Source organism: Desmospora profundinema, assembly GCF_031454155.1.
GTDB lineage: Bacteria > Bacillota > Bacilli > Thermoactinomycetales > DSM-45169 > Desmospora > Desmospora profundinema.
This window is the reverse complement of the sequence record NZ_JAVDQG010000003.1, coordinates 357,942-378,529: the sequence shown is the minus strand read 5'-3', so window position 1 is coordinate 378,529 and position 20,588 is coordinate 357,942. Positions and strand designations below refer to the sequence as shown.

Genomic DNA, 20,588 nt, shown 5'->3' with positions numbered 1-20,588 from the left:
CCTATCATTTTACTTCTTCTAAAAATTTCATCATCCATTCATCACTATATACCAAATCAAGGTATCGATCTCCGCGATCCGGAAGGAGAGTCAGCACCCGAGAACCGTTGGGGAGTGTGGGCAATTTTTTTTGAATGGCGGAAATGACTGCCCCTGATGATCCCCCTGCAAAAATCCCTTCCTTTTCAACCAGTTCCCGGCATCCTTTTGCTGATTCATAATCACTGATATGGATCACTTCATCTATTTCTTCCGGACAACATAACTCGGGAACCCGAGTGGCACCAATACCGGGAAGTTCGCGATTTTTTGGCGGATGTCCAAATATAACGGAACCAACCGCATCCACGGCCACGATTTTCAAATGGGGAAATTGGTTTTTCATTCGTCGGCCCACACCATGGATAGTCCCTGTCGTGCTTACTGCTGCGAAGAGGAAGTCGATGGGGCCATCCAATTTATGTATGAGCTCATCCGCCCCGATATAATGTGCTTTCCAATTCAGTTCGTTGGCATATTGTCTGATCCAAACACTATTCGGTATCGTTTCCATCAATTCATGGACACGGCGGATTCGCGTTTTTAAATAGCCTCCTTGATCATCTCTTTCTTCCACCATATCGATATTGGCACCCAATGCCTTCAGTATTTTCAAATTGGTTTTCGATATCTTAGGATCGACTACACTGGTAAAAGTTAACCCGTAGACCCGGCAAACCATCGCTAACGCAATTCCCAGATTTCCCGATGTGCTTTCAATAAGATGAGATCCCAACCCAATAGTCCCTGTTTTTAATCCCTTTTCTACAATATATTTTGCCGGACGGTCTTTCACACTCCCTCCGGGATTTAGAAACTCCAGCCTGGCGATTACCTCTTTATCCCTTTCCGAAAATAGTCGATTCAGATAAACCAACGGTGTTCTCCCAATGCAATCCAAAATGGATGAATAGATCATAATCCTTCTCCCTCTATCCTAAAGGAATGAAAATCGCTGGCGTATTACTTGGGTGAAAACCTCTCAAAAAACTGATGGACGCACCATTTTGCATCTACAACCGCCGGTGAGACCTCTCCAGGTGACAAAATATAGTGGTTATAGTATTTGACTCCCTCTGACAGCGGCCCCAAAACCCAAAAATTCCGCTCTGTTTCTCCGATTGCATTGATCGGCTGCAAGTCCCCGTTCAGATCGACTCCGCCGATCTGGACGTCTTGGTTATAAAAAGATTTCAACCGGCCTTGTTTATACAGATTGGTGATCAATCTGGATTGGTTCTCTTCCACCCGTTCCTCCGGAACAAAAGCCTTGCACAGATAGTCCACTTTTTCTTTATACGGAGTCGAAAGCTGGGTCGAAACAACCTCCATGGAGTGATTTTCCTCCGACTGGCGAATCCGCGGGTTGGGTCCAAACGGGATCTGCACAATACCCGCTTTGATGCAGGCCAACAACAGCTCTGTTCGTTCAATCGGCGGACCGATGACAACCCGGTTGATGAGGGGAATCACTTTTTCTTTAAAAATTTGATGAGAAGCTGGATCCAATCCCCTGAAATCCACCGTATGACGGATAACCTGACGCAAATCACGCAAAACCTCAAAAGCTGCCTTAAGGGGACTATGAGCCACACCTTTTTTGGCTTCCATTAAATCTCGTTGCAGATAAAAGAGTATCTGATCCTGATATTCTTCCCGGCTGTATAATCCCTCTTCAAAAGAGAACTGGAGTTCCTTCTCAGGATCAAATACTCCGTACCGATCTCGTAATGACTCGATACAGGAATCCAAGTCTCCTGAATCTGCTTGTTCCCCGATCCTTTCCTCCAGACGGATCGCTTCCTCCCAGCCAAGATCATGTCGAATACAGGTTACGTAGTAACGGATTTTCATCTCTTTCCATATGAGAGGCAAAACGTCGAACTCCAAATGCAGCTGAGAAGTGCCATGTCTATGCCTTAATTTCGTAATCCGATCTTCTGTAAACAGAAACGGATGGTAAGGAATTTTTTCATTGAGAAGAGGTCGGGATAAATACGGTAAGCCGGAACGGGAGAAAAACACAATCTTCGGTTCCCAACCACTCGCATGATAAACAGGTTCCCCGGTATCCGGATCACTTTCAAGAGTGCCTCCCCGTCCCAGCGTCAATTCTGCCAGCACATCCACCGCAGCAAGACCCAATCCCGCCACAGCGACTGTTTTTTCCGGTTGGATAACAGCCAATTTTTGTTCCAAGGGATACGGATTTTCAATCCATTGATTCACTTTAGTCAAATATTTCATAAGTGGAACTCCTCGTCATTATTTTTCCTATTTGATGTTGGCATGTCCGGTTGTTAAAAAAACACCTTCTGCCAGAATGGACGTGTGATCTTGGAGGATCACTCTCTCACGACCACAACGGCTCGATTGAATATCGACGGCTTCGGTTTGATAATGTTTCATTCGCAGGTGGTCAGGAGCCTGTTGACACAGCATTTCATAACTCCATGACAAATACTCTCCCAACCATCGCCTCGGCAAGAAATCCCCTGGATCAATGGTTCTGACCGATTGATACCGCTGTTTAGACCATTGATAGAAACATAAGTGTTCTTTTGAGGATGGTTCAGAAAAGGCTGTCAGCTGACTGCAAATGGTATTCAGCAGGAAGTATTCCGGTTGATCCGTATCATGAATCCCTACTCCCGGTTTTCCGGGATCAACCATATGTACAAAAACAGCAGCAAATTGAGTTTTATATCGAGGGGCTTGATGGATGATCTGCTCCAAAACCGTTAATCCTCTTGATCCCATTCCAACGATACAAATGTTTAGCTCGTTGTTCATAATCACCCGGCCTTTCATATAAGGATCGATCGTTTTACTCGCAGAGATAGATGCTTTCTGAGTAAAATCTCAATTTCTTATCGCATTCCACTTTAAATTTATTCCATTCGTGAAACGGGAAAACTTCAGAAAACAGCAAGTCCAATGGTATGCATATATTTAATAGTCTGCCACTCACGACAAATCGGGTAATCCCGCTAGGCACCGTTTCTTTCATGGACAAGATCCCGACGATCTCATCCAATGACAGCCGATAATGACGCACCAGCACTTTCCCCTGTGCAGGTTTGGACAGGGCATGAGCAGGTAATCGTTCAATGGCATGATCGACAGAGTAGTTTTCCACTATGGTTCTCCAGAAGTTTAATCTGCCGATCATGCTCTCCTCTCCAGTCTTGTAATAGACGGGAATGGATTCTCCATCATCGGTTTTGAATATGCAAATAGGCGATTCCTCATCTAATTCAACCGGATTAGTAGAACACTCGCTTACCAAATCATCCAACCACTTTCCGTTTTTAACAACATGGTCCCAGGTATCCACTTTGAGGTCACCCTGTGTTACCACTTGGATCGGAATATACTTGCACCCCAGCTGTTTCAATGACTCCAGCCTGTGAGTTCCATCCAGTGTCATATATTTGTCCTTGGAAATGGGTGTCACCAATATGGGATGACGCAACACATTCTCTTTTTGTATCACTTCACTTATCTTTTGTAATCGTGAAGGCTCATGCTCTTCGTGATTTATAACCCGTTCCGGAGAAACAATCAAAATGGAAGAAAGAATATCCATGACGTTTACCCCCAACCTTTTATGTTGATCGTTGTTTTAGGATATCCTTGGCTCTTATCATGGGTCCGGAAACTCCGTTTCCCATTCCGTTTTAACATCTTTCCCTCGGTAAACACTTTTAGTCTCTGCCATCTTTTTTTCATGGAACCATTATATCGGATTGAACCGATTTTGTATACCTTTTCCAAGAGATTTTTTTACAATGGATTGTCGTCTTAAAAAAATCACGAGTAAAACCGTGAGTATTTTAGGGTTTGCTCCTTGAAAACGTTATGGTATGGGGTTCCAGTGGCAAACTGATCTCTCCGACTGGGTAAAACCTTAAAGTAAACATCAGGACCAGAGTAATACTAAAAGCTTCCGTCGGTCACAGGTATCCCCAACCGAATGGAATATGGCTAGCAACTTAAAAAAACCGGCTCCTATAACCAGGATCCGGTTTCGTATTTCGTATTTGGGACCTTGTAAACGTTGAATACGGAGAACGTGGCTACGGCTTATTTGACCGAACCGCAATCGAGATAAAATATGCCAATCCCCCGCAAATGATCAACGACCCGATAATCAGCATCGCCCATGCCGAGGTATTCACCCTACACTCCCCTTTACCAGTAGGTACTTTCATTCCATCTTTATATCTGGGAATGGATGATTATGATTTTGGTAAGGTGGTTTTTGTGATGAGTGAAGGGTCTAAATCCCCTCCTCCTTTGGTCCCTAAATCCGTTTCGCCTGGGCATACTCGGAGGTATATCGGATGAGACCGCGTACACGTTCGCCAAAGGATGCAAATCGCGGATCCTGGGTTTGTCCTTTTTTCCATCGTGCGTAAATCTGCTGGATAATGACCGCCATTTTGAAATAGGCGAAGGTCATGTAAAAGTGAATGGCCGATAGGTCCCGGCCGCTTTGGACCGCGTATCTCTCCAAAAGCTGCTCCTTGGAGATAAATCCGGGATGTTGGGTTACTGAGGGCAGGATACCCCGCAACTCCTCCGGGTCATCCGCATTCATCCAGTAACTTAGGCTGACAGCCAGATCGAGTAATGGATCACCGACTGTCGTCATCTCCCAATCCACCACCGCCACCGGCACACTCAGGTCTTCCGGATCCAACAACAGATTGTTTAACTTAAAATCGTTGTGAATAATCGTGGGTTCCGGGCTCACAGGAATGTGATCGGTCAACCAACGGATCAACGGATCCACATGAGGAATGTCGTCGGTTTTCGCCTTTTCATAGCGTCGGATCCATCCCTTCACCTGCCGCTCTAAAAATCCCTGTGGCCGGCCGAATGATTCCAGCCCGGCTCCCCTCCAGTCTAGGGCATGCAGATGAGTCAACGTCTCCACCATCATCTCCGATATGCACCGACAAAGCGTCTCGGTCACGTGGACACCAGCAGGGAAATCCCTGTCCAATACCACTCCTCTTCTCCGTTCCATTACATAAAAGGTGGAGCCCAGCACCTCGGTATCCGAACAGAGCAGATAAGGCCGGGGTGCCAGCGGGTAGACGGGGTGCAACTTTTCCAGCAAAGTCGCCTCCCGGGCCATATCATGGGCTTTTGGAGGCAAAGGCCCGAGAGGCGGACGGCGCAACACCGCTTCCCAGTCACCGATTCGGATGAGATACGTCAGGTTGGAGGCTCCCGAGGGAAATTGGCGCACCTCCAAAGGCCCCTTCGGCAACCCCTCCAGGTTCTGCAGCAAGTAGCGCAACAACCGGTCTCGGTCAAAATCTTCCCCGCTGCGTACGGGAATCGTCTCCTCTGACATGGTTGTCATCACCCCCAATGAAGGATCGATCGTCCGCTCATGTTGTAGGGAAGCAGGTATCCGCGGACGGCTATGAATTGATTAGACTCGCACTAAACAAGAGTCGCTAACTGTTGTTTGGCGTTGTATGGGAGGGGAGGTTCCCCTTTTTTCACTTTGCTGAGATAATCCGGATTGGCGATCAAAGGGCGACCGAAGGCGGCCAGGTCGATGATGCCTTCGCGGAGAGCGGTTTCCGCCGTTTCTGTGTCTAAACCGCCGACGCCCACCATGATACCGTCCCAGTGCTTGCGAACCAGCTGATGCATCGTTTGGCCATCGGCCAGCACTTGGCCGAAGTCCATCGTAGAAGGGTGGATCATGGTGACGCCGGTTTCACGAAAAGCGTCAACAAAGGTTTGGATCGCCTTTTCCGGATCCTCCCACATATAATCCAGGTTATCGATTTTGAGGGCGGAAAAACGGATCAGGGTTCGATCGACTCCCACGCTGTCGATGACGGCGGTAAGAACTTCCTTCATAAAAGTGAGACGTTGAGCCAAATCGCCGCCGTATGCGTCAGACCGCCGGTTGGAGACATCAGAGTTAAACTGGTCGATCAGGTACCCATGGGCACCATGGATCTCAACTCCGTCAAATCCCGCTTCGATCGCGTTTTTGGCCGCCTGGGCATATTGCGCCACCACTTCCCGAATGTCTTCTTGGGTCATCTCTTCCGGGGTGTCGTAGGGCTTGCGGAATCGGGGGACGAACCCCTCCGCACGGATAGCTGAAGCAGACTGTGGAGGGAGGCCGCCCGTCAGTTCATGGTGGGACGCGCGTCCCACATGCCAGATCTGAGCGATGATGGTGCCCCCCTCCTTGTGTACGGCTTCCGTTACCGGCTTCCAGGATTCCACCTGTTCTTTCGTGTACAAACCGGGGACACCGGGGTTTCCTTTTGCCCGTGGGCTGATCACGATCCCTTCGGTAATGATGAGGCCGATTCCATCAACGGCCCGCTTTCGGTAATATTCCACCACGTGCGGACCGACGACCCCGGTTTTATCGTCGGCGAAGCAACGGGTCATCGGAGCCATAACCGTCCGGGTTCGCAGGTTCCAGGCTCCGATCCGGACCGGTTCAAACAGTTTATCGAACGTTGTAACCATTCTCCTTCTCCCTTCATTCCATCGAGGGTCGTACTTGGATGGGCTCGTTTTTATCAGACTTCATTTTTCTGCTGATACCAATCCGTATATTGATCGCGTAAACGGGCTTTCAGGAATTTTCCTGCGGATGTGCGGGGAATTTCCTTGACGAAAACATAGCCATCGGGCAGCCACCACTTTGCGAACTGGGGTTCCAAAAAAGCATGAAGCTCTTCCGGTGTTACTTCTGCTCCTTCCTGGCATGTTACGACAGCCAGGGGTCGTTCCTGCCACTTTGGGTGAGCGGCTGCAATAACGGCAGCCTCCGCCACTGCCGGATGGGCCATCAGAGCGTTCTCCAAATCGACGGAACTGATCCACTCGCCGCCGGATTTGATCAGATCCTTGGTCCTGTCCGTGATCTTCATATATCCTTCGGGATCGATCGTCGCCACATCCCCGGTGCGAAACCAGCCGTCTTCCGTAAAAGCATCCTGCGATCCCGGACTTTCATAATACTTCTGGGCGACCCAGGGTCCCCTTACCTGGAGTTCCCCCATCGTCGCGCCATCCCAGGGCGCTTCTCCGTTCTCATTCATAATCCGCGCCTCCAAAAAAGGAACCGGCATCCCCTGTTTTGCCCGGTAACGGTATTGTTCCTCCTCCGGCAACGCCGCCAAATGGGGCTTTAGGTTACAAACCGTACCCATAGGGGATGTCTCAGTCATGCCCCAGGCATGAACCACATGCAGATTATGGCGATCAAACCCTCGGATCAGCGACTCAGGAGCGGCTGATCCCCCCACCACCATGCGCATGCCCGGATAAAGGTCCCATTGCGTCGGTTGTTTCTCCAGCATCTGTAAAATACCTAACCAGATCGTCGGAACCCCGGCAGCCATGGTCACCCGTTCTGTCTGCATCAGATCCAACAAGCTTTTTGGATCCAGGTGGGGTCCGGGCAACACCTGCTTTGCACCCACCATGGTAGCGGTAAACGGCATTCCCCAGGCGTTGACATGAAACATGGGCACCACCGGAAGGACACTATCCCCCCTGGAGACTCCGAGATTGTCCGCCATCGCAGAGGCCAACGAGTGAAGGACGATGGATCGGTGGGAATAGACCACCCCTTTCGGTTTTCCGGTGGTTCCCGAGGTATAACACATCCCGGCAGCATCGTCTTCCTCCATCGTTGGATAGGTAAAATCCTCCGCCGCAAGCGAGATGAAACCCTCATAATTTTCGTATTCATCCGGAATCGGCTGCCCGGTCAAGGGCACCACAAAAATTCGTTCCACGTTGATTTGATGTTGAAATTGTTGGAGGAGGGGCAGCAACACATCATCCACAATTAAGAATCGGTCCCCGCCATGGTTGATGATGTAAGCGATTTCATCCGGGCGTAGTCGGAGATTCAGAGTGTGGAGAACGCCGCCCGAAATCGGTATCCCAAAATAGGCTTCCAAGTGAGCATAGTGATTCCACATCAAGGTTCCCACCCGCTCCCCGCGCTTTAAACCGGCTTTTTGCAGCGCCTTTGCCAAAGAGCGAGCTCTACGGTAACAATCGAGATACGTATAACGGTGGAGCGACCGGTCCGGCATGCCAGAGACAATCTCTGTGGATGGAAACAACTTCCCCGTCCGTTCCAAGAGATGAGGCAAAGTCAGAGAGACATCCATCATCGTACCTTTCATTGAATCCAGCTCCTTTATTGGTTTTTCAAAGCCGAAAAATCATGAAAAGCCGGTCATGTCACACCAGCAATGCAAGTTCCCCACTGGCGACTCTCTTTCCTTTTTGATTGCGCACAAACACCTCAAACCGGTAAACGGTTTCTGTATCCCGTTCTTCTTTACCGACCACACTGCCGTCAATCGTAAGCACATCGCCAACAAACACCATACCGTCAAACCGAGTGTGAAAGTGTTGCAACCAACCATTTTCCAGATAGCGGGAGAAATATCGCGAAATTTTGGCCATTGTGAGCATTCCGTGGGCGATCACCCCGGGCAACCCCGCTTTTTCGGCCTCTTCGTCGATGGTGTGAATCGGATTGAAGTCACCCGACACTCCCGCGTATTGGATCAGTTCCATCCGGGTCACTGGCGGAAGAGTAATGGATTTCAGTCGATCCCCTGTTTCCCAATGGACGGACAGCGGCTCTGTCATGCACTCCCCTCCTTTCGGACTGCTTCCGTCACAATGACGGTGGAACAGGCGGTAAAAATATGCCCGCCATCCGGATCCTTCCCGATCCGATCGAAAACGAGGAAATGTAAGGACCCGCTTTTCCCTTTTTTTTCAAACGCATCTTTCAGCATGAGGGAACACAACACCTCTTCACCGACAAACAACGGCCGCTGGTATTCAAAGCGCTGATCTCCGTGAATCAACCCGCTTTCCGGCAATGGAAGCCCCTCAATCGAACCGTAGCGGAAAGTGATGGGAAATGTAGGCGGTGCAATCCGTTTTCCATACCGGCTGTTTTTCGCCTTCACCTCATCCAGGTAGAGCGGGGAAAAGTCACCGATCGCCTCGACGAATTTGCGGACTGCCCCCTCTTCCACAACGTTACGCTCGCCTTTGGAACAGCTTCCGATATGATGGGTCCACATCAGTCCTCCCTCCATGATCATGCTTTTGGACCACCGGCGACATAGAGTACTTGTCCGTTTACAAAGGAGGATTCCTCAGAAGCGAAGAACAGAGCTGCATGGGCAATATCTTCTGGTTTTCCGGTACGTCCGACGGGAATTTCCTTTTGAGCCGCTTCGACAAAGCGGTCAAAATCAATCCCGATCCTGGCCGCGGTCGCCCGGGTCATGTCGGTTTCAATCAATCCCGGAGCGATCGCATTGCAGGTGATCCCGAATTTCCCCAACTCGATCGCCAACGTCTTGGTAAAACCCTGTAAGCCCGCTTTTACTGCCGCATAATTGGCCTGCCCGCGATTGCCGAGGGCCGATGTCGAAGATAGATTGATCATGCGCCCGTATTGTTGTTCCACCATCTGTTTTTGTACGGCACGGCTGCATAAAAAGGAGCCTGTCAGATGAACGTCCAACACTTGTTGCCATTCGTCATCTGTCATTTTAAAGAGCAGATTGTCGCGAATGATTCCCGCATTGTTGACGAGAATATCCAACCGGCCCCATTTTTCCACAATGGCGTCGACGGTGTTCTCCACTTGACCCCGGTCGGTCACATCCGTCACACAAGTCATCACTTCCCAGCCCTGCTCTTGGAATTCTTTCTCCGTCTCCTGCAACGCTTTCTCATCGACATCAGCCAGGCACACGCTGGCACCTTCTTCGGCAAACCGCTTGGCAATCCCTTTGCCGATCCCTCTGCTGCCACCGGTTATCCAAGCAACCCTTCCTGTCAATCGAGCCATGGCCTATTCCCCCTTTTAAAAGAAAGGATCCCTCTCCTTTAAACCGATTCTCCCTGTTGCTTCAAACCACTTTAGGGCGTGTCTGGTAATTTAATTTTCCGTAAGAGAAAGAGAGGGTCGGTATGGCTGGCGGAGAGCCTTTGCGCTTTTTGCAACGAAACGAAGACAGCCATACCGACCCGGAATCTCGCCCGACGGATTGTTCAGACACGGCCTAGTCATGGAATCCCGACATCGATCATTTTCTCCCTTAATCTCCGCACCACCTGTTTCATCTCAACGGCTGATACGCCCACTTACAGCTTAACAAGCAGCTTCCCCCAGGTTTTCCGCTGTGCCAAATCATTCAGGGCTTGCGGCAAATCATCAAATGAATATTCCTTATAAACCAACGGGCGAATGACACCCTGTTCATACAATTTCATCAGCTCACGATGGGCTTTTACTACCCGTTCCGGCATCAGCCGGCGGAACAGTCCCCAATGAACCCCAACCACTGAATAATTCTTAACCAAGGCGTGGTTGGTCGGTGCATCCGCGATCCGCCCCCCTGCAAATCCGATGACGAGCAACCGCCCTTCAAATGCGATGCACTTTCGGGAACGATCAAAGGTATCACCGCCCACCGAATCCACAACCACATCGGCACCACGCCCTTCCGTCACATTTTTCACGATCGGTACAAAATCATCTTCCCGATAATCAATCACCGCCTCAGCACCCAATTCTTTGCATATGTTCACTTTTTCCGCGCCACCCGCGGTGGCGATGACACGCGCCCCTGCCGCAACCCCTAATTGAATCGCCGCAGACCCCACCCCTCCGGCCCCGGCATGAACCAACAGCACTTCACCTGGTTGTATCTTGGCGCAACGATGGAGAGCATAGTAAGCCGTCTGGTAGGTGATAAACATCGATGCCGCCTCACTCCAGGGTATCGAATCGGGAATCGGATAAACATGATCTTCCGGTACAGAGACCCATTCGGCAAAACCGCCACTCGGCAATGGCGGTGTCGCCACCACCCGCTGTCCCGCTTTTAGAGAACCCCCTTTCCCAACCGCCGCCACCGTCCCGGAAATCTCCGCACCCGGCGTAAACGGTAACGAAGGCTTTTCTTGATACTTTCCCTGGCAGAGCAGGATATCAAAGAAATTTAATGCGGCCGCTTCCACATGGATTAACACTTCTCCCACATCCGGAGTGGGTTTCGGCAATTCCACCCGTTGCAACGCCTCGCTCGGATTCGCCAGCGCTTGAACCTGCCACGTCCGCATGATGGATCCCCCCAACGCTTGATTTAACGCTTAAATGAAGCCGCTCCGTCATCCACACCAAAAACATGGCCGTTTAAAAAGGAGGCCTGATCACTGGCCAGAAAAACTACCACATTGGCCACTTCTTCCGGAGTTCCTGCCCGGCCTCTCATCTGTGCCTTTTGTATCTTGTTCCAAACATCCGGCCTCTCCCTCCACTCGCTTACAATGCCGGTATCGATCAAACCGGGAGCAATTCCGACCACCCGGATGTTAAAACGAGCCAAATCGAATGCCGCCGATTTTGTCATCATCACAACGGCCCCTTTACTGGCGTGGTAAGGAAAGCAGTGATGATCCGCCAGCCAGCCATAGATGGAGGCGGTGTTAATGATGACGCCTCCTGTTTCTTTCATCGCATTTCCCGCCGCTTTAATCCCGTAAAAAACCCCGTGTTGGTTAACCGCCACCGTTCGGTGATATTCTTCAACCGGCATATCGATCACACTATGTCGTTCATTTGATATGCCTGCATTATTGAACATAATGTCCAATTTTCCGTACCGCCCCACTGTTTGTCGGACAAGCGACTCCACGCTTTGAGCGGAAGAGGTATCCACAACCATACATGCGGCTTCCCCTCCCTGTTCTTTAATTACGGCGGCTGTCCTTTCTCCGGATTCCGGATTCACATCGGCAACCACCACTTTTGCCCCTTCTCGGGCAAATCGATGTGCTGTCGCACGGCCAATGCCGCTTCCACCCCCGGTTATGATCGCCACTTTATTCGACAGACTCATGTTTATCCCCCGTTTCACACGAGATACCGACCGGTTAGTATCCAACTATCATTATAGTTCCATATATACGTATATTCAAACTATTTGTTCGCGAGAGGGATGGTTCAGCCCCTAGCCCCAACTTCGAAAAGTGACTGTCCCCCTCCCACGAAAAAATGAAACTTTCACGCCCTAATTGGCAATTCCATTCAACAAGGTGTCGATATACGCCTTTACCAGCTCTTCATCTGCGACTGGCCCCTCCGGATCAAACCAGTTGTAACTCCAATTACACATTCCCAGGACGGCAAAAGTGACAAGATCCGCTTGCAAATTCGGCTTGAATTCTCCGTTTTTTATTCCCGATTCAATAATCGTTTGGATGTTCAACCGAAACTTCTTTCTCTTCTGTTTAATGATGCCCGCACTTTCCGGTTTTAGGTGCATCATTTCGCGAAAGAAAACCCGTGCCGAACGACCCGTTACTTTGATTTGTGTAATCAGCAGTTTAACGGTTTCAAATAGTTTGGTTTTCTGGTTCATACCTCGATTTTCGATGATTTGTTTCTGGAGATTGAGGAGTTCATCGATATACATCCGATGTATGTTCATCAGCAACTGTTCTTTTGAATCAAAATAATAATAAAAAGTCCCTTTGGTTACACCCAGCGCTTCCACCACATCCTGAATCGATGTTTCGCTGAACCCTTTCATCTCAAATAATTCAATGCTTTTTTCAATGATCTTCTTTTTCACATCCACTCCATGTTCCCCTTTCGCCTAATCCCATACCCCGGGTGCTGTATCAATGAGGATCATTATATAGAAATTTCTGGTGAAAAGAAAGCGGCAGATGTAACCTACCCTTGTTATGATCCTACCAAGCCGTAGCCCCGCCGTCCACCACCACTACTTGCCCCGTCATATAGGCGGCGGCAGGAGATGCCAAAAAGACGGCGACTCCCTTGATATCCTCCGGCCGGCCGAATCGCGCCATCGGAATGTGGGAGAGCATCTTTTCCTCAAACGCCTCCAAAAGGGGACGGGACATCTTGCTGGGAAACCATCCGGGAGCAATCGCATTCACCCGGATTCCGTAACGGGCCCAGCTGGTGGCCAAATCCTTGGTCATGGTGATGACGGCCCCTTTGCTGGAATGGTAACCGACGGTCTGAATGTAATCGGGGTGGCCGCCCACCAGCCCGGCAACGGAGGCGATATTGATGATCCGCCCTCCTTTTCCCTGGGTGATCATCCGCTTTCCCGCTGCCTGCGACATTAAGAAAACTCCTTTTACATTCACATCCATCACTCGCTCAAACTTGTCCAGCGGCATCTTTTCCGGGGGCGCCCCCCAAGTGGCTCCACTGTTGTTGATGACAATATCCACGCCGCCAAAAGTCTCCTCTGCTGCCGTCACCACCCGCTCCACCTCTTCCGGACAGGTGACGTCACAGGCCAGAGCCAGGGCTTGCCCCCCCTTTTCTTCAATTTCCGTTTTTACTTGTTGACATGCATCCAACTTCCGGGAGCACAAGACAACCTTTGCCCCGGCGTCCGCCAAGGCTTCGGCCATATACCGCCCCAGACCCCTTCCCCCTCCGGTGACAATCGCCGTTTTCCCATCCAGACGAAACAAATCCAGGATACTCAATGCCATTCACCCTTTCTGCCTAATTCCATTATCTGTCATATATTTGCCACAGGATAAAAGCACATGGACGGCTTACTAATCGGTTGAGGCAACCGTCCGGGAGCTAGGGCGTGTCTGAATAATCCGCAGGGTGAGACCCCGGGTCGGTATAGCTGTCTTCGTTTCGTTGCAAAAAGCGCATAGCGAGACCGGGAACGAAGTGACCCAGGCGAGACTTGTGCTCTGTGAGTGCAATGGCGAACCAAAAGCCACACCGACCCTCTCTTGTTCTTGCAGGAAATTAAATTACCTGACGGCCCTAGAGGGAAGGGAGAGCACTTGACCATCCCTCACCTCAACAAGTGAATTACTCGCACCGATTTCCCCGACGTAACGAAGAAGATCAACCTTCCCGTTTTTGACGAACCAACGACCGACGCGTGACTCTTCCAAAATGTCTGATGTCTTCTGTTTTTGGTTCCGTCCGAATTCCCGTACCAGCCATGCTGCATCGTCCAACTTCCAACCCCGTGTATCCATCCGCGACAGAATCGCAGCGGCACACAAGATATCTTCCAGAGATACATGTCCTTTTGATCCTGCACAGATGAAAGAAACGTCGTCGCAATCCGCCTCCTGCAACCATCGAGCGACTGAGGGTGCGTTTCGCAGGCAGCCGAGGAGAAGCCGGGATGCCGACTGGGCCTTTGCGATGGCCCGCGTCCCATTCGTGGTCAAAAAGACGATATCGTTCCCGCCTGTGTTCTCAGCAGTAAACTCATCGGGAAAAGGACCGAAATCGAATCCCTCAATCAGAAGCCCGTTCTCCTCTCCTCCGGTCCGCATCCGGGGCGAATTCAACCTTTTGCGCAGTTCTACGGCCTCCTCCATGCTGCCCACCGGAAATACACGCCGGGCACCGGCTTCTACAATCGCATAAAGCGTGGTGGTGGCCAGCAGTACATCGATCACTACAGCGATGCTCCCGGCCAATCGATCCGTGTCGATTTCCTCTTTTCGCATCCATACCCGAAGTTTTTTCATTCCATGGCTCCCCTCCTGCTCACTCCGCCGGTTCCTTGAGGTGGGTTGAAGGGCTCTAGGATCGACGAAGATACATTTGCCGGGTCAGCGGTGTGACAATTCGAGTTTGGCGATTGAGCGGCGATGAACCTCATCCGGACCATCAGCCAGACGAAGGGTTCGTGCCTGGGACCACATAAAAGCCAAGGGGAAGTCGTCACTCACTCCCGCTCCTCCATGGGCTTGAATCGCCCGATCAATCACACGCAGAGCCATGTTGGGAGCTACCACTTTGATCATCGCAATTTCCTGTTTGGCTACTTTGTTCCCCACCTTGTCCATCATATCGGCCACTTTCAAAGTCAACAGACGGGCTTGTTCGATCTCGATCCGGGAATCGGCGATCCACTCCCGGATTACTCCTTGTTCCGACAGCGGTTTACCGAAAGCAATCCGTTCCTTGACCCGGCGGACCATCAATTCCAACGCCCGCTCCGCCACGCCGATCAGGCGCATGCAGTGGTGTATCCGCCCCGGACCCAGACGCCCCTGTGCAATGGCAAACCCTTTTCCTTCTCCCCAGATGATGTTGGACTGGGACACGCGCACCTGATCGAACAAAATCTCCGCGTGTCCATGAGGAGCATCATCATAACCGAACACCGGGAGCATCCTTTCGATGCGGACCCCCGGTGTATCCAGGGGAACCAGAATCATCGAGTGCTGGGCGTGCCTCGGAGCATCCGGGTTGCTTTTCCCCATGACAATGGCCACTTTGCACCGTGGATCCCCCGCTCCGGAGGACCACCACTTGCGGCCGTGAATCACGTATTCGTCCCCGTCGGGGATAATGGTCGCCTCCATGTTGGTCGCATCGGAGGAAGCCACATCCGGTTCCGTCATGGAGAAACAGGAACGGATCTCTCCCGCGAGCAGCAGTTTCAGCCAGCGTGCTTTCTGCTCTTCGGTACCGTACCGTTCCAACACTTCCATGTTGCCTGTATCAGGAGCGGAACAGTTAAACACCTCGGGTGCGATAAAGGAACGGCCCATAATTTCACAAAGAGGGGCGTATTCCAGGTTGGTCAGTCCGCCTCCCCGTCTGCTGTCCGGCAAAAACAGATTCCAAAGCTCCGCTTTCTTCGCCTCCGCCTTCATCTCCTCCATCACCGGCGGAACCGACCATCGATTCCCCTCTCGCAATTGCTGGGCATAGACACTCTCGTTGGGATAAACGACCCTTTCCATAAACGACAGCAATTTCTCCCGCAGCTCGTTCACTTTATCCGAATAAGTGAAATTCATGAGAACCTCCCTTGGGATCGATCTCCTCGACCGATGATTGGCTGTGGATACGCCAATGGAGATGCTTTCCTTTCCCTTTCCTTTCATCATCGATTCATAACATACCGACCGGTTAGTATGTATATTACCACGATAGTGCAGACGATTCAAATGTTTTTGGTTATACCGCTCAGCGGGAAGCTTTCCGTTTTTTAAACACAGATATATCTTGCGCTATAATAATGACGAGGTGAAGGAAATGGACAAACAACAAACCGTTGACTCGAAATACATCCAGCAACATCTGGCGAATGAACGAACCTATTTGGCATGGATCAGAACAGCCTTGACGATCATGGGCATCGGCTATTTTTCTGCAAAGCTACACTTTTTGAGTACGATCTATTTCAAAGGCATCAGCGATCATATCGCTCAAATGATCGGCCAGGTATCCATCGGTATCGGTTTTGCTACCATCCTCTATGCAACCGTTAGTTACATGATAAAAAGAAAAAGAATTAATGAGCAAACCTTTGTATCCCCTTCTTACGGACTGATTGTATGGAGCTTCGCTGTTTTCACATTATGCATTCTCTTTTTGCTGTATTTAATTTATGTTTAGGCTGAATGGGTCAAATCGGATCAGTCACTACTTTTATGATCCTTAATTCATGATAAGGGCTTATAACATTAAAGAGATCTACCCCATAATTCACCTTTCCGTTTCTTTTACTTTGGTTTTAAAACGATGCCAGCTTCCTATAAGAAAAAACCTCCGCCGAATCGACGGAGGCTGACTGCTTGACTTAGTTTACGTAATCCTACTTTCTTATTGAAACCCCATTACTTCCTGTAAGGCTCCTTGAAACTCTTCACATGGACCAGGCGCGGTGCGCCTTTACCCATATCGATCCGGTACTCTTGTTGAATATCCGGTAAGGTTTTTTTCTCCACTTCGGCAGGTAAATCCAATTGGCAAACATAGTGTCCATCTTCAGGAACGATTCCTCCACCGGTGATTCCCGACGGTTCTTTTCCCGATTCGTTCAGCAAGCTGATGGACAGGATGCGGCCTTGTTCGTCGGACAGGCAGATCGCCTTCATCGGCATCTCCATCCTTTTCCTTAGATCTTGTTTCCAACCCAGTAGAATTGAACCGCGTAGGGTCCGGTGTTTCTTACCGACATAAAGTAAGTAGTTGAACCGTCAGCGTTCATTCGGACACCGGGATCCGACCAGCGAAGCTCGCTTCCGGAAGTGGTGGGCTGGACACCGATCACTTCCTGGCCAGGCCATCCCGACCAATGGAACCACCAGCGTGCACTCTGTCCCGGACTGAGGGAACTCGGACCGATTCTCCACCCCATACCCACTTTCCCCCTTTTTGTTTGCCGATTTCAAAGCCTAGTCATTCTTCAAACTCCATCCCTTTACCACTATGTCGATATCGCCTCCCCTCTTCACTAAGCCCACTTTATTCCAATCTGTTCGATTTTATCCCTCCTGATTTCACTTGACCTTTCAGTCATGCATCCGTGGCGAACCACATAAACAGCCAATGCTTGGACAACCACACCGGCCACCTTAATGCGATCATTAAAAAGGCATTCTAGCCAGTACCTGATACTGATTTGTATGGGAAACGATTTTGCAGTGCTGTTTCAATAAGACGTCATAAGTAATTTGCCACGTATGACTCTTGTGATCCTTCCGTCTGTTGGCGACAAAGTTATACCGACTCGTTGAATATATTTTAAACCCTTTTTCACTGCAATCGTTTAAAAACTCGGGACCTTCACCTATCGACCGGTCAGGAAATTTTACCGTTTTAAATATATCCTTTTTTGCCAGTATCGTTGCGCTAACCACACGATTGGAGTATTTGTTTTCATTTCCAGGACGCCGTATCAGTAATAGTTTTTTTTCTTTTAGATACATGAACATCGTCCGTTTACCCACAATATCCGCATTCGTCGATCGAAATGCCCGAAGACCTTCTCTAAGGTAATATGGAGAGTAATAATCATCATCGTCAAATTTGGCCACATATTTAAATCTGGCCTTTGTCACTCCGAAGTTTAAACACCGACCCAGAGATGTGGTTCCCGGAAGTTGATATACTCGTACGTTTCTATAACATTTCGCCAGGTTGATGTACTGATTTATGTCCATCCCGTCATGATTTAATATAATGATCAGTTCCTTATCTATAGCAATTTGTCTCTTATAATTGTTAAACAAATTGTGGACACATTGGGGGCGCTTTGTACATGTAATGATGGAAACCCCGTCGCTCCATTTTTTTTTCGACATCCCCATCTCCAAATGATCCCCTCCCATGGACTTCAGTAAGGCGAGTGTGTAGGAAAAACCCTTTATTCATTTGACAACCTCGTGATCATTTCGCTATTAAAAATCCCTTCGCTGCCTATATCATCACACACGAAGAGTTCTTTGGAGTTCTACAAATATTGTATCCTATGAATGGAATTTATTGGAGAGTCAGATGCACCAATGAAACTAGTTTTCCACTAATACACCGATGGATTTGCCGTCATGTTTTTATTAATCATCCGTACCATAGTAAAGGAGCATTTTTTGTTGAGGAGGTCGTCTGGTTGAATGCCACTTCACAAACGAACACCGGAGTTTCCATCATCACTTGCACAAAACGTGCATCGTATATCAACCATTTGTTTAATAATTACCATAGACAACGATGGCCCAATAAAGAGCTCATCATCATCTTGAACAAAGACTCCATCGCAATCGATCCATACAGGGAGACGGCCAAAAAATATAGGAATGTGTCTATTTACAGACTCCCGGAAAACGTAACGTTAGGGGAATGTTTAAATTTTGGAGTGAAGAGATCCAGGTACGGATATATAGCCAAGTTTGATGATGATGATTTTTATTCCCCTTTTTATCTGACAGATTATATGCAGATATCCAAAACCACCTATGCCGACATTATCGGGAAACGAACCCATTATGTTTGGCTTCAAGGACCACGTGTTTTAATCCTCCGCCAGGTCCGAAGCCCTTCTTTGCTTCCCGGTGCGACCCTTTTTATAAAAAAACAGGTTTTTAATAAAGTTCGCTTTCCAAATCGGAATGTAGGTGAAGACGACCAGTTTTGCAGAGACTGCAAGGCGAAAGGATTTAAGCTGGTCTCCGCGGGAAAGCACCATTTTGTAGCTGTCCGAAGGAAACATTCTCAAAACCACACATGGATCATCAGTGATAAAGAACTGCTATCGAGTAACCATACCAAAATTGTTGCTCGTATAAAGGGGGATAACGGTTAGCCGAAGAGATCGAGCGATGGGGGATTGTTTATTAGGAAGAGGAATGGTCGGCTTTTGATTCGCCTTTGTACTTCACAAAGCACCAGTCTCGTCTAGTACTACAGTTGCATTTGTACGAAGAGTGTATAGGAGCGTGGTTTGGTCGGGCTGGCGGGCTGTCTTCGATCTCTTGCAAAAAGCGCAAAGGATCGCAGCCATCCCACCACCCTCCCTTCTCACATCTGCACCTGCTCTTATAAGCACAACTGTAGTACTAGGGCCTGTCTGGTAAATCCGTAGGGCGAGATTCCGGGCCGGTATAGCTCGTTTCGTTGCAAAAAGCGCAAAGGCGCACCAAAAGCCATACCGACCCTCCCTTTTTCTCACGGAAAATTGAATCACCAGATACGCCCTAAGGCACTTCATTCCCGGTCTCGCTATGCTCTTTTTTGCAACGAAGCACCAACCTCGGATTTCATCCTCATTCATCGGACACATCCTAATTGCCCCGTGCTGGTACCAGCCATTTATCTTTCATACCAGTTTCTATACTTCTCCTGATATCTCTCCCCCCCTCTGTCCATCCACCCGACAGAACGCCTTCGCCCTCTTAACCGACGGGGTTGGAGGCTGTTTCCGACACCGACTGTTTGTTCATGAAGGCTTCCGGCTGATGCCATACTCGAATTTATCACCCGAACGTCCACTTTTTTCTTAATGGTCGGTTTCCTTTGAATGCCCCAGTATGAGTCCAGACTCCACTTATAGACCCGATTCTTACTGAGAAAGATACCGAAGGCGGCGGTATAAAGGACCAGACTGGTCAGGTTCATGTTTCCCGAGAGAATAAAGTTGACGTGCATAAACAGGCAAATGATAACGGAGGGAACAATCAGGAAACCGCCGATCAGAAACAACCCTAAGATGATTTGGGTGATCGGGATCATATAGTTGAACAACAGCAGATGATCCAGTACCACGTGCTGGATGAAATACTTATAAAATTCCGGTACATCAGGCAATGTCACGGCCTGTTCCAGATAGTCCTGCAGAAATATCCCCGGCTGACTGAACCATTCCTTTTCTGTAATCTTGGTCACTCCTGCCATCAACCATCCTACGCCGAACAAAATCCGCATCACTGTTACAAGAAATTGTACGATCCCACGTCCTTTACTTTCGGACTCTTCTGTTTTTTCATCCTCAAGGATATCCAATTCCAGTTCCACATGGACCGTTTGAGACGATTTCATCGTTTGTCGGCGGCCTCCTCCCGCTATTCTGCCGATCAAAAGTTTTTAATTTCAACCTTTCTTAAAATTATTAAACGTTGAAAAAGGGGATGTTTCATTCATCCATTTCAGCTTTTTCTTTGACGACTAAAGA

The 20,588-nt window shown here is 49.3% G+C and carries 22 protein-coding genes and 1 pseudogene; 2 read left to right on the top strand and 21 right to left on the bottom strand.

Translation table 11 applies throughout. The features are described from left to right. Positions 1-4: 4 nt before the first annotated feature. The 17 genes and pseudogenes from sbnA to JOE21_RS08125 all read right to left on the bottom strand — a co-directional run bounded on the left by sbnA (position 5) and on the right by JOE21_RS08125 (position 15,933). Entirely contained in the window at positions 5-958 is a 954-nt protein-coding gene (gene sbnA / locus JOE21_RS08205; RefSeq protein ID WP_309864701.1) for a 2,3-diaminopropionate biosynthesis protein SbnA, read from the bottom strand. Positions 959-1,002: 44 nt separating this feature from the next. Next, on the bottom strand, positions 1,003-2,286 hold the full coding sequence (locus tag JOE21_RS08200; protein ID WP_309864700.1) for an FAD/NAD(P)-binding protein: 1,284 nt from the start codon (positions 2,284-2,286) through the stop codon (positions 1,003-1,005). 27 nt (positions 2,287-2,313) lie between these two features. Further along, positions 2,314-2,850: an FAD/NAD(P)-binding protein gene (locus tag JOE21_RS08195; RefSeq protein WP_309864698.1), complete on the bottom strand. Its 537-nt coding sequence runs from the start codon at positions 2,848-2,850 to the stop codon at positions 2,314-2,316. A 16-nt stretch (positions 2,851-2,866) separates the two neighbouring features. Then, entirely contained in the window at positions 2,867-3,628 is a 762-nt protein-coding gene (locus JOE21_RS08190; protein WP_309864696.1) for a ParB N-terminal domain-containing protein, read from the bottom strand. Between the two features lie 490 nt (positions 3,629-4,118). Further along, the gene (locus JOE21_RS08185) at positions 4,119-4,220 is read right to left on the bottom strand and encodes a MetS family NSS transporter small subunit (RefSeq protein WP_309864695.1); all 102 of its coding nucleotides are present in this window, start codon (positions 4,218-4,220) and stop codon (positions 4,119-4,121) included. Between the two features lie 125 nt (positions 4,221-4,345). Next, positions 4,346-5,407 carry a phosphotransferase family protein gene (locus JOE21_RS08180; protein WP_309864693.1) on the bottom strand — a complete coding sequence of 354 codons (1,062 nt, stop codon included), beginning with the start codon at positions 5,405-5,407 and terminating at the stop codon, positions 4,346-4,348. Positions 5,408-5,499: 92 nt separating this feature from the next. Continuing rightward, a pseudogene (locus tag JOE21_RS08175) lies at positions 5,500-6,540 on the bottom strand (alkene reductase); the annotation flags it as partial. A gap of 71 nt (positions 6,541-6,611) precedes the next feature. Beyond that, entirely contained in the window at positions 6,612-8,237 is a 1,626-nt protein-coding gene (locus tag JOE21_RS08170) for a long-chain fatty acid--CoA ligase (protein ID WP_309864691.1), read from the bottom strand. A gap of 58 nt (positions 8,238-8,295) precedes the next feature. Beyond that, positions 8,296-8,712: a MaoC/PaaZ C-terminal domain-containing protein gene (locus JOE21_RS08165; RefSeq protein ID WP_309864690.1), complete on the bottom strand. Its 417-nt coding sequence runs from the start codon at positions 8,710-8,712 to the stop codon at positions 8,296-8,298. Continuing rightward, complete coding sequence (locus tag JOE21_RS08160; protein WP_309864688.1) at positions 8,709-9,158, bottom strand: MaoC family dehydratase N-terminal domain-containing protein; 450 nt, start codon at positions 9,156-9,158, stop codon at positions 8,709-8,711. Before JOE21_RS08160 ends, JOE21_RS08165 begins: the two co-directional genes overlap by 4 nt. A gap of 17 nt (positions 9,159-9,175) precedes the next feature. After that, the gene (fabG, locus tag JOE21_RS08155) at positions 9,176-9,937 is read right to left on the bottom strand and encodes a 3-oxoacyl-ACP reductase FabG (RefSeq protein WP_309864686.1); all 762 of its coding nucleotides are present in this window, start codon (positions 9,935-9,937) and stop codon (positions 9,176-9,178) included. A gap of 296 nt (positions 9,938-10,233) precedes the next feature. Beyond that, complete coding sequence (locus tag JOE21_RS08150) at positions 10,234-11,214, bottom strand: NADPH:quinone oxidoreductase family protein (RefSeq protein WP_309864684.1); 981 nt, start codon at positions 11,212-11,214, stop codon at positions 10,234-10,236. 23 nt (positions 11,215-11,237) lie between these two features. Further along, complete coding sequence (locus JOE21_RS08145) at positions 11,238-11,993, bottom strand: SDR family NAD(P)-dependent oxidoreductase (protein ID WP_309864682.1); 756 nt, start codon at positions 11,991-11,993, stop codon at positions 11,238-11,240. A gap of 171 nt (positions 11,994-12,164) precedes the next feature. Beyond that, on the bottom strand, positions 12,165-12,734 hold the full coding sequence (locus JOE21_RS08140) for a TetR/AcrR family transcriptional regulator (RefSeq protein ID WP_309864679.1): 570 nt from the start codon (positions 12,732-12,734) through the stop codon (positions 12,165-12,167). Between the two features lie 115 nt (positions 12,735-12,849). Then, positions 12,850-13,626, bottom strand: a complete 777-nt coding sequence (locus tag JOE21_RS08135) for an SDR family oxidoreductase (protein ID WP_309864676.1) — start codon at positions 13,624-13,626, stop codon at positions 12,850-12,852. Between the two features lie 285 nt (positions 13,627-13,911). Beyond that, positions 13,912-14,649, bottom strand: a complete 738-nt coding sequence (locus JOE21_RS08130; RefSeq protein WP_309864674.1) for a 2-phosphosulfolactate phosphatase — start codon at positions 14,647-14,649, stop codon at positions 13,912-13,914. A gap of 84 nt (positions 14,650-14,733) precedes the next feature. Further along, positions 14,734-15,933, bottom strand: a complete 1,200-nt coding sequence (locus JOE21_RS08125; RefSeq protein ID WP_309864671.1) for an acyl-CoA dehydrogenase family protein — start codon at positions 15,931-15,933, stop codon at positions 14,734-14,736. 238 nt (positions 15,934-16,171) lie between these two features. Between JOE21_RS08125 and JOE21_RS08120 the strand changes: the two genes are divergently transcribed. Beyond that, positions 16,172-16,534, top strand: coding sequence for a YidH family protein (locus JOE21_RS08120; protein WP_309864668.1), 363 nt, complete (start codon positions 16,172-16,174; stop codon positions 16,532-16,534). Between the two features lie 221 nt (positions 16,535-16,755). Here JOE21_RS08120 and JOE21_RS08115 read toward each other — a convergent pair whose 3' ends face one another. The 3 genes from JOE21_RS08115 to JOE21_RS08105 all read right to left on the bottom strand — a co-directional run bounded on the left by JOE21_RS08115 (position 16,756) and on the right by JOE21_RS08105 (position 18,225). Then, positions 16,756-17,016, bottom strand: coding sequence for a hypothetical protein (locus tag JOE21_RS08115; RefSeq protein WP_309864665.1), 261 nt, complete (start codon positions 17,014-17,016; stop codon positions 16,756-16,758). A gap of 20 nt (positions 17,017-17,036) precedes the next feature. Next, the gene (locus JOE21_RS08110; RefSeq protein ID WP_309864663.1) at positions 17,037-17,279 is read right to left on the bottom strand and encodes a hypothetical protein; all 243 of its coding nucleotides are present in this window, start codon (positions 17,277-17,279) and stop codon (positions 17,037-17,039) included. Positions 17,280-17,508: 229 nt separating this feature from the next. Continuing rightward, entirely contained in the window at positions 17,509-18,225 is a 717-nt protein-coding gene (locus JOE21_RS08105; protein WP_309864994.1) for a glycosyltransferase, read from the bottom strand. A gap of 305 nt (positions 18,226-18,530) precedes the next feature. On the opposite strand from JOE21_RS08105, the gene JOE21_RS08100 reads away from it, so the two are divergent. Then, entirely contained in the window at positions 18,531-19,223 is a 693-nt protein-coding gene (locus JOE21_RS08100; protein WP_309864660.1) for a glycosyltransferase family 2 protein, read from the top strand. A gap of 506 nt (positions 19,224-19,729) precedes the next feature. On the opposite strand, the gene JOE21_RS08095 is transcribed toward JOE21_RS08100, so the two are convergent. Beyond that, the gene (locus JOE21_RS08095) at positions 19,730-20,455 is read right to left on the bottom strand and encodes a hypothetical protein (protein ID WP_309864659.1); all 726 of its coding nucleotides are present in this window, start codon (positions 20,453-20,455) and stop codon (positions 19,730-19,732) included. Positions 20,456-20,588: the final 133 nt, after the last annotated feature.

What these genes read in the sequence shown, in the direction of transcription:
- sbnA (WP_309864701.1), bottom strand. Translation starts at nt 958, where the DNA reads ATGATCTATTCATCCATTTTGGATTGCATTGGGAGAACACCGTTGGTT.
- JOE21_RS08200 (WP_309864700.1), bottom strand. Translation starts at nt 2,286, where the DNA reads ATGAAATATTTGACTAAAGTGAATCAATGGATTGAAAATCCGTATCCC.
- JOE21_RS08195 (WP_309864698.1), bottom strand. Translation starts at nt 2,850, where the DNA reads ATGAAAGGCCGGGTGATTATGAACAACGAGCTAAACATTTGTATCGTT.
- JOE21_RS08190 (WP_309864696.1), bottom strand. Translation starts at nt 3,628, where the DNA reads ATGGATATTCTTTCTTCCATTTTGATTGTTTCTCCGGAACGGGTTATA.
- JOE21_RS08180 (WP_309864693.1), bottom strand. Translation starts at nt 5,407, where the DNA reads ATGTCAGAGGAGACGATTCCCGTACGCAGCGGGGAAGATTTTGACCGA.
- JOE21_RS08170 (WP_309864691.1), bottom strand. Translation starts at nt 8,237, where the DNA reads ATGAAAGGTACGATGATGGATGTCTCTCTGACTTTGCCTCATCTCTTG.
- JOE21_RS08165 (WP_309864690.1), bottom strand. Translation starts at nt 8,712, where the DNA reads ATGACAGAGCCGCTGTCCGTCCATTGGGAAACAGGGGATCGACTGAAA.
- JOE21_RS08160 (WP_309864688.1), bottom strand. Translation starts at nt 9,158, where the DNA reads ATGTGGACCCATCATATCGGAAGCTGTTCCAAAGGCGAGCGTAACGTT.
- fabG (WP_309864686.1), bottom strand. Translation starts at nt 9,937, where the DNA reads ATGGCTCGATTGACAGGAAGGGTTGCTTGGATAACCGGTGGCAGCAGA.
- JOE21_RS08150 (WP_309864684.1), bottom strand. Translation starts at nt 11,214, where the DNA reads ATGCGGACGTGGCAGGTTCAAGCGCTGGCGAATCCGAGCGAGGCGTTG.
- JOE21_RS08145 (WP_309864682.1), bottom strand. Translation starts at nt 11,993, where the DNA reads ATGAGTCTGTCGAATAAAGTGGCGATCATAACCGGGGGTGGAAGCGGC.
- JOE21_RS08130 (WP_309864674.1), bottom strand. Translation starts at nt 14,649, where the DNA reads ATGAAAAAACTTCGGGTATGGATGCGAAAAGAGGAAATCGACACGGAT.
- JOE21_RS08125 (WP_309864671.1), bottom strand. Translation starts at nt 15,933, where the DNA reads ATGAATTTCACTTATTCGGATAAAGTGAACGAGCTGCGGGAGAAATTG.
- JOE21_RS08120 (WP_309864668.1), top strand. Translation starts at nt 16,172, where the DNA reads ATGGACAAACAACAAACCGTTGACTCGAAATACATCCAGCAACATCTG.
- JOE21_RS08115 (WP_309864665.1), bottom strand. Translation starts at nt 17,016, where the DNA reads ATGAAGGCGATCTGCCTGTCCGACGAACAAGGCCGCATCCTGTCCATC.
- JOE21_RS08110 (WP_309864663.1), bottom strand. Translation starts at nt 17,279, where the DNA reads ATGGGGTGGAGAATCGGTCCGAGTTCCCTCAGTCCGGGACAGAGTGCA.
- JOE21_RS08105 (WP_309864994.1), bottom strand. Translation starts at nt 18,225, where the DNA reads ATGTCGAAAAAAAAATGGAGCGACGGGGTTTCCATCATTACATGTACA.
- JOE21_RS08095 (WP_309864659.1), bottom strand. Translation starts at nt 20,455, where the DNA reads ATGAAATCGTCTCAAACGGTCCATGTGGAACTGGAATTGGATATCCTT.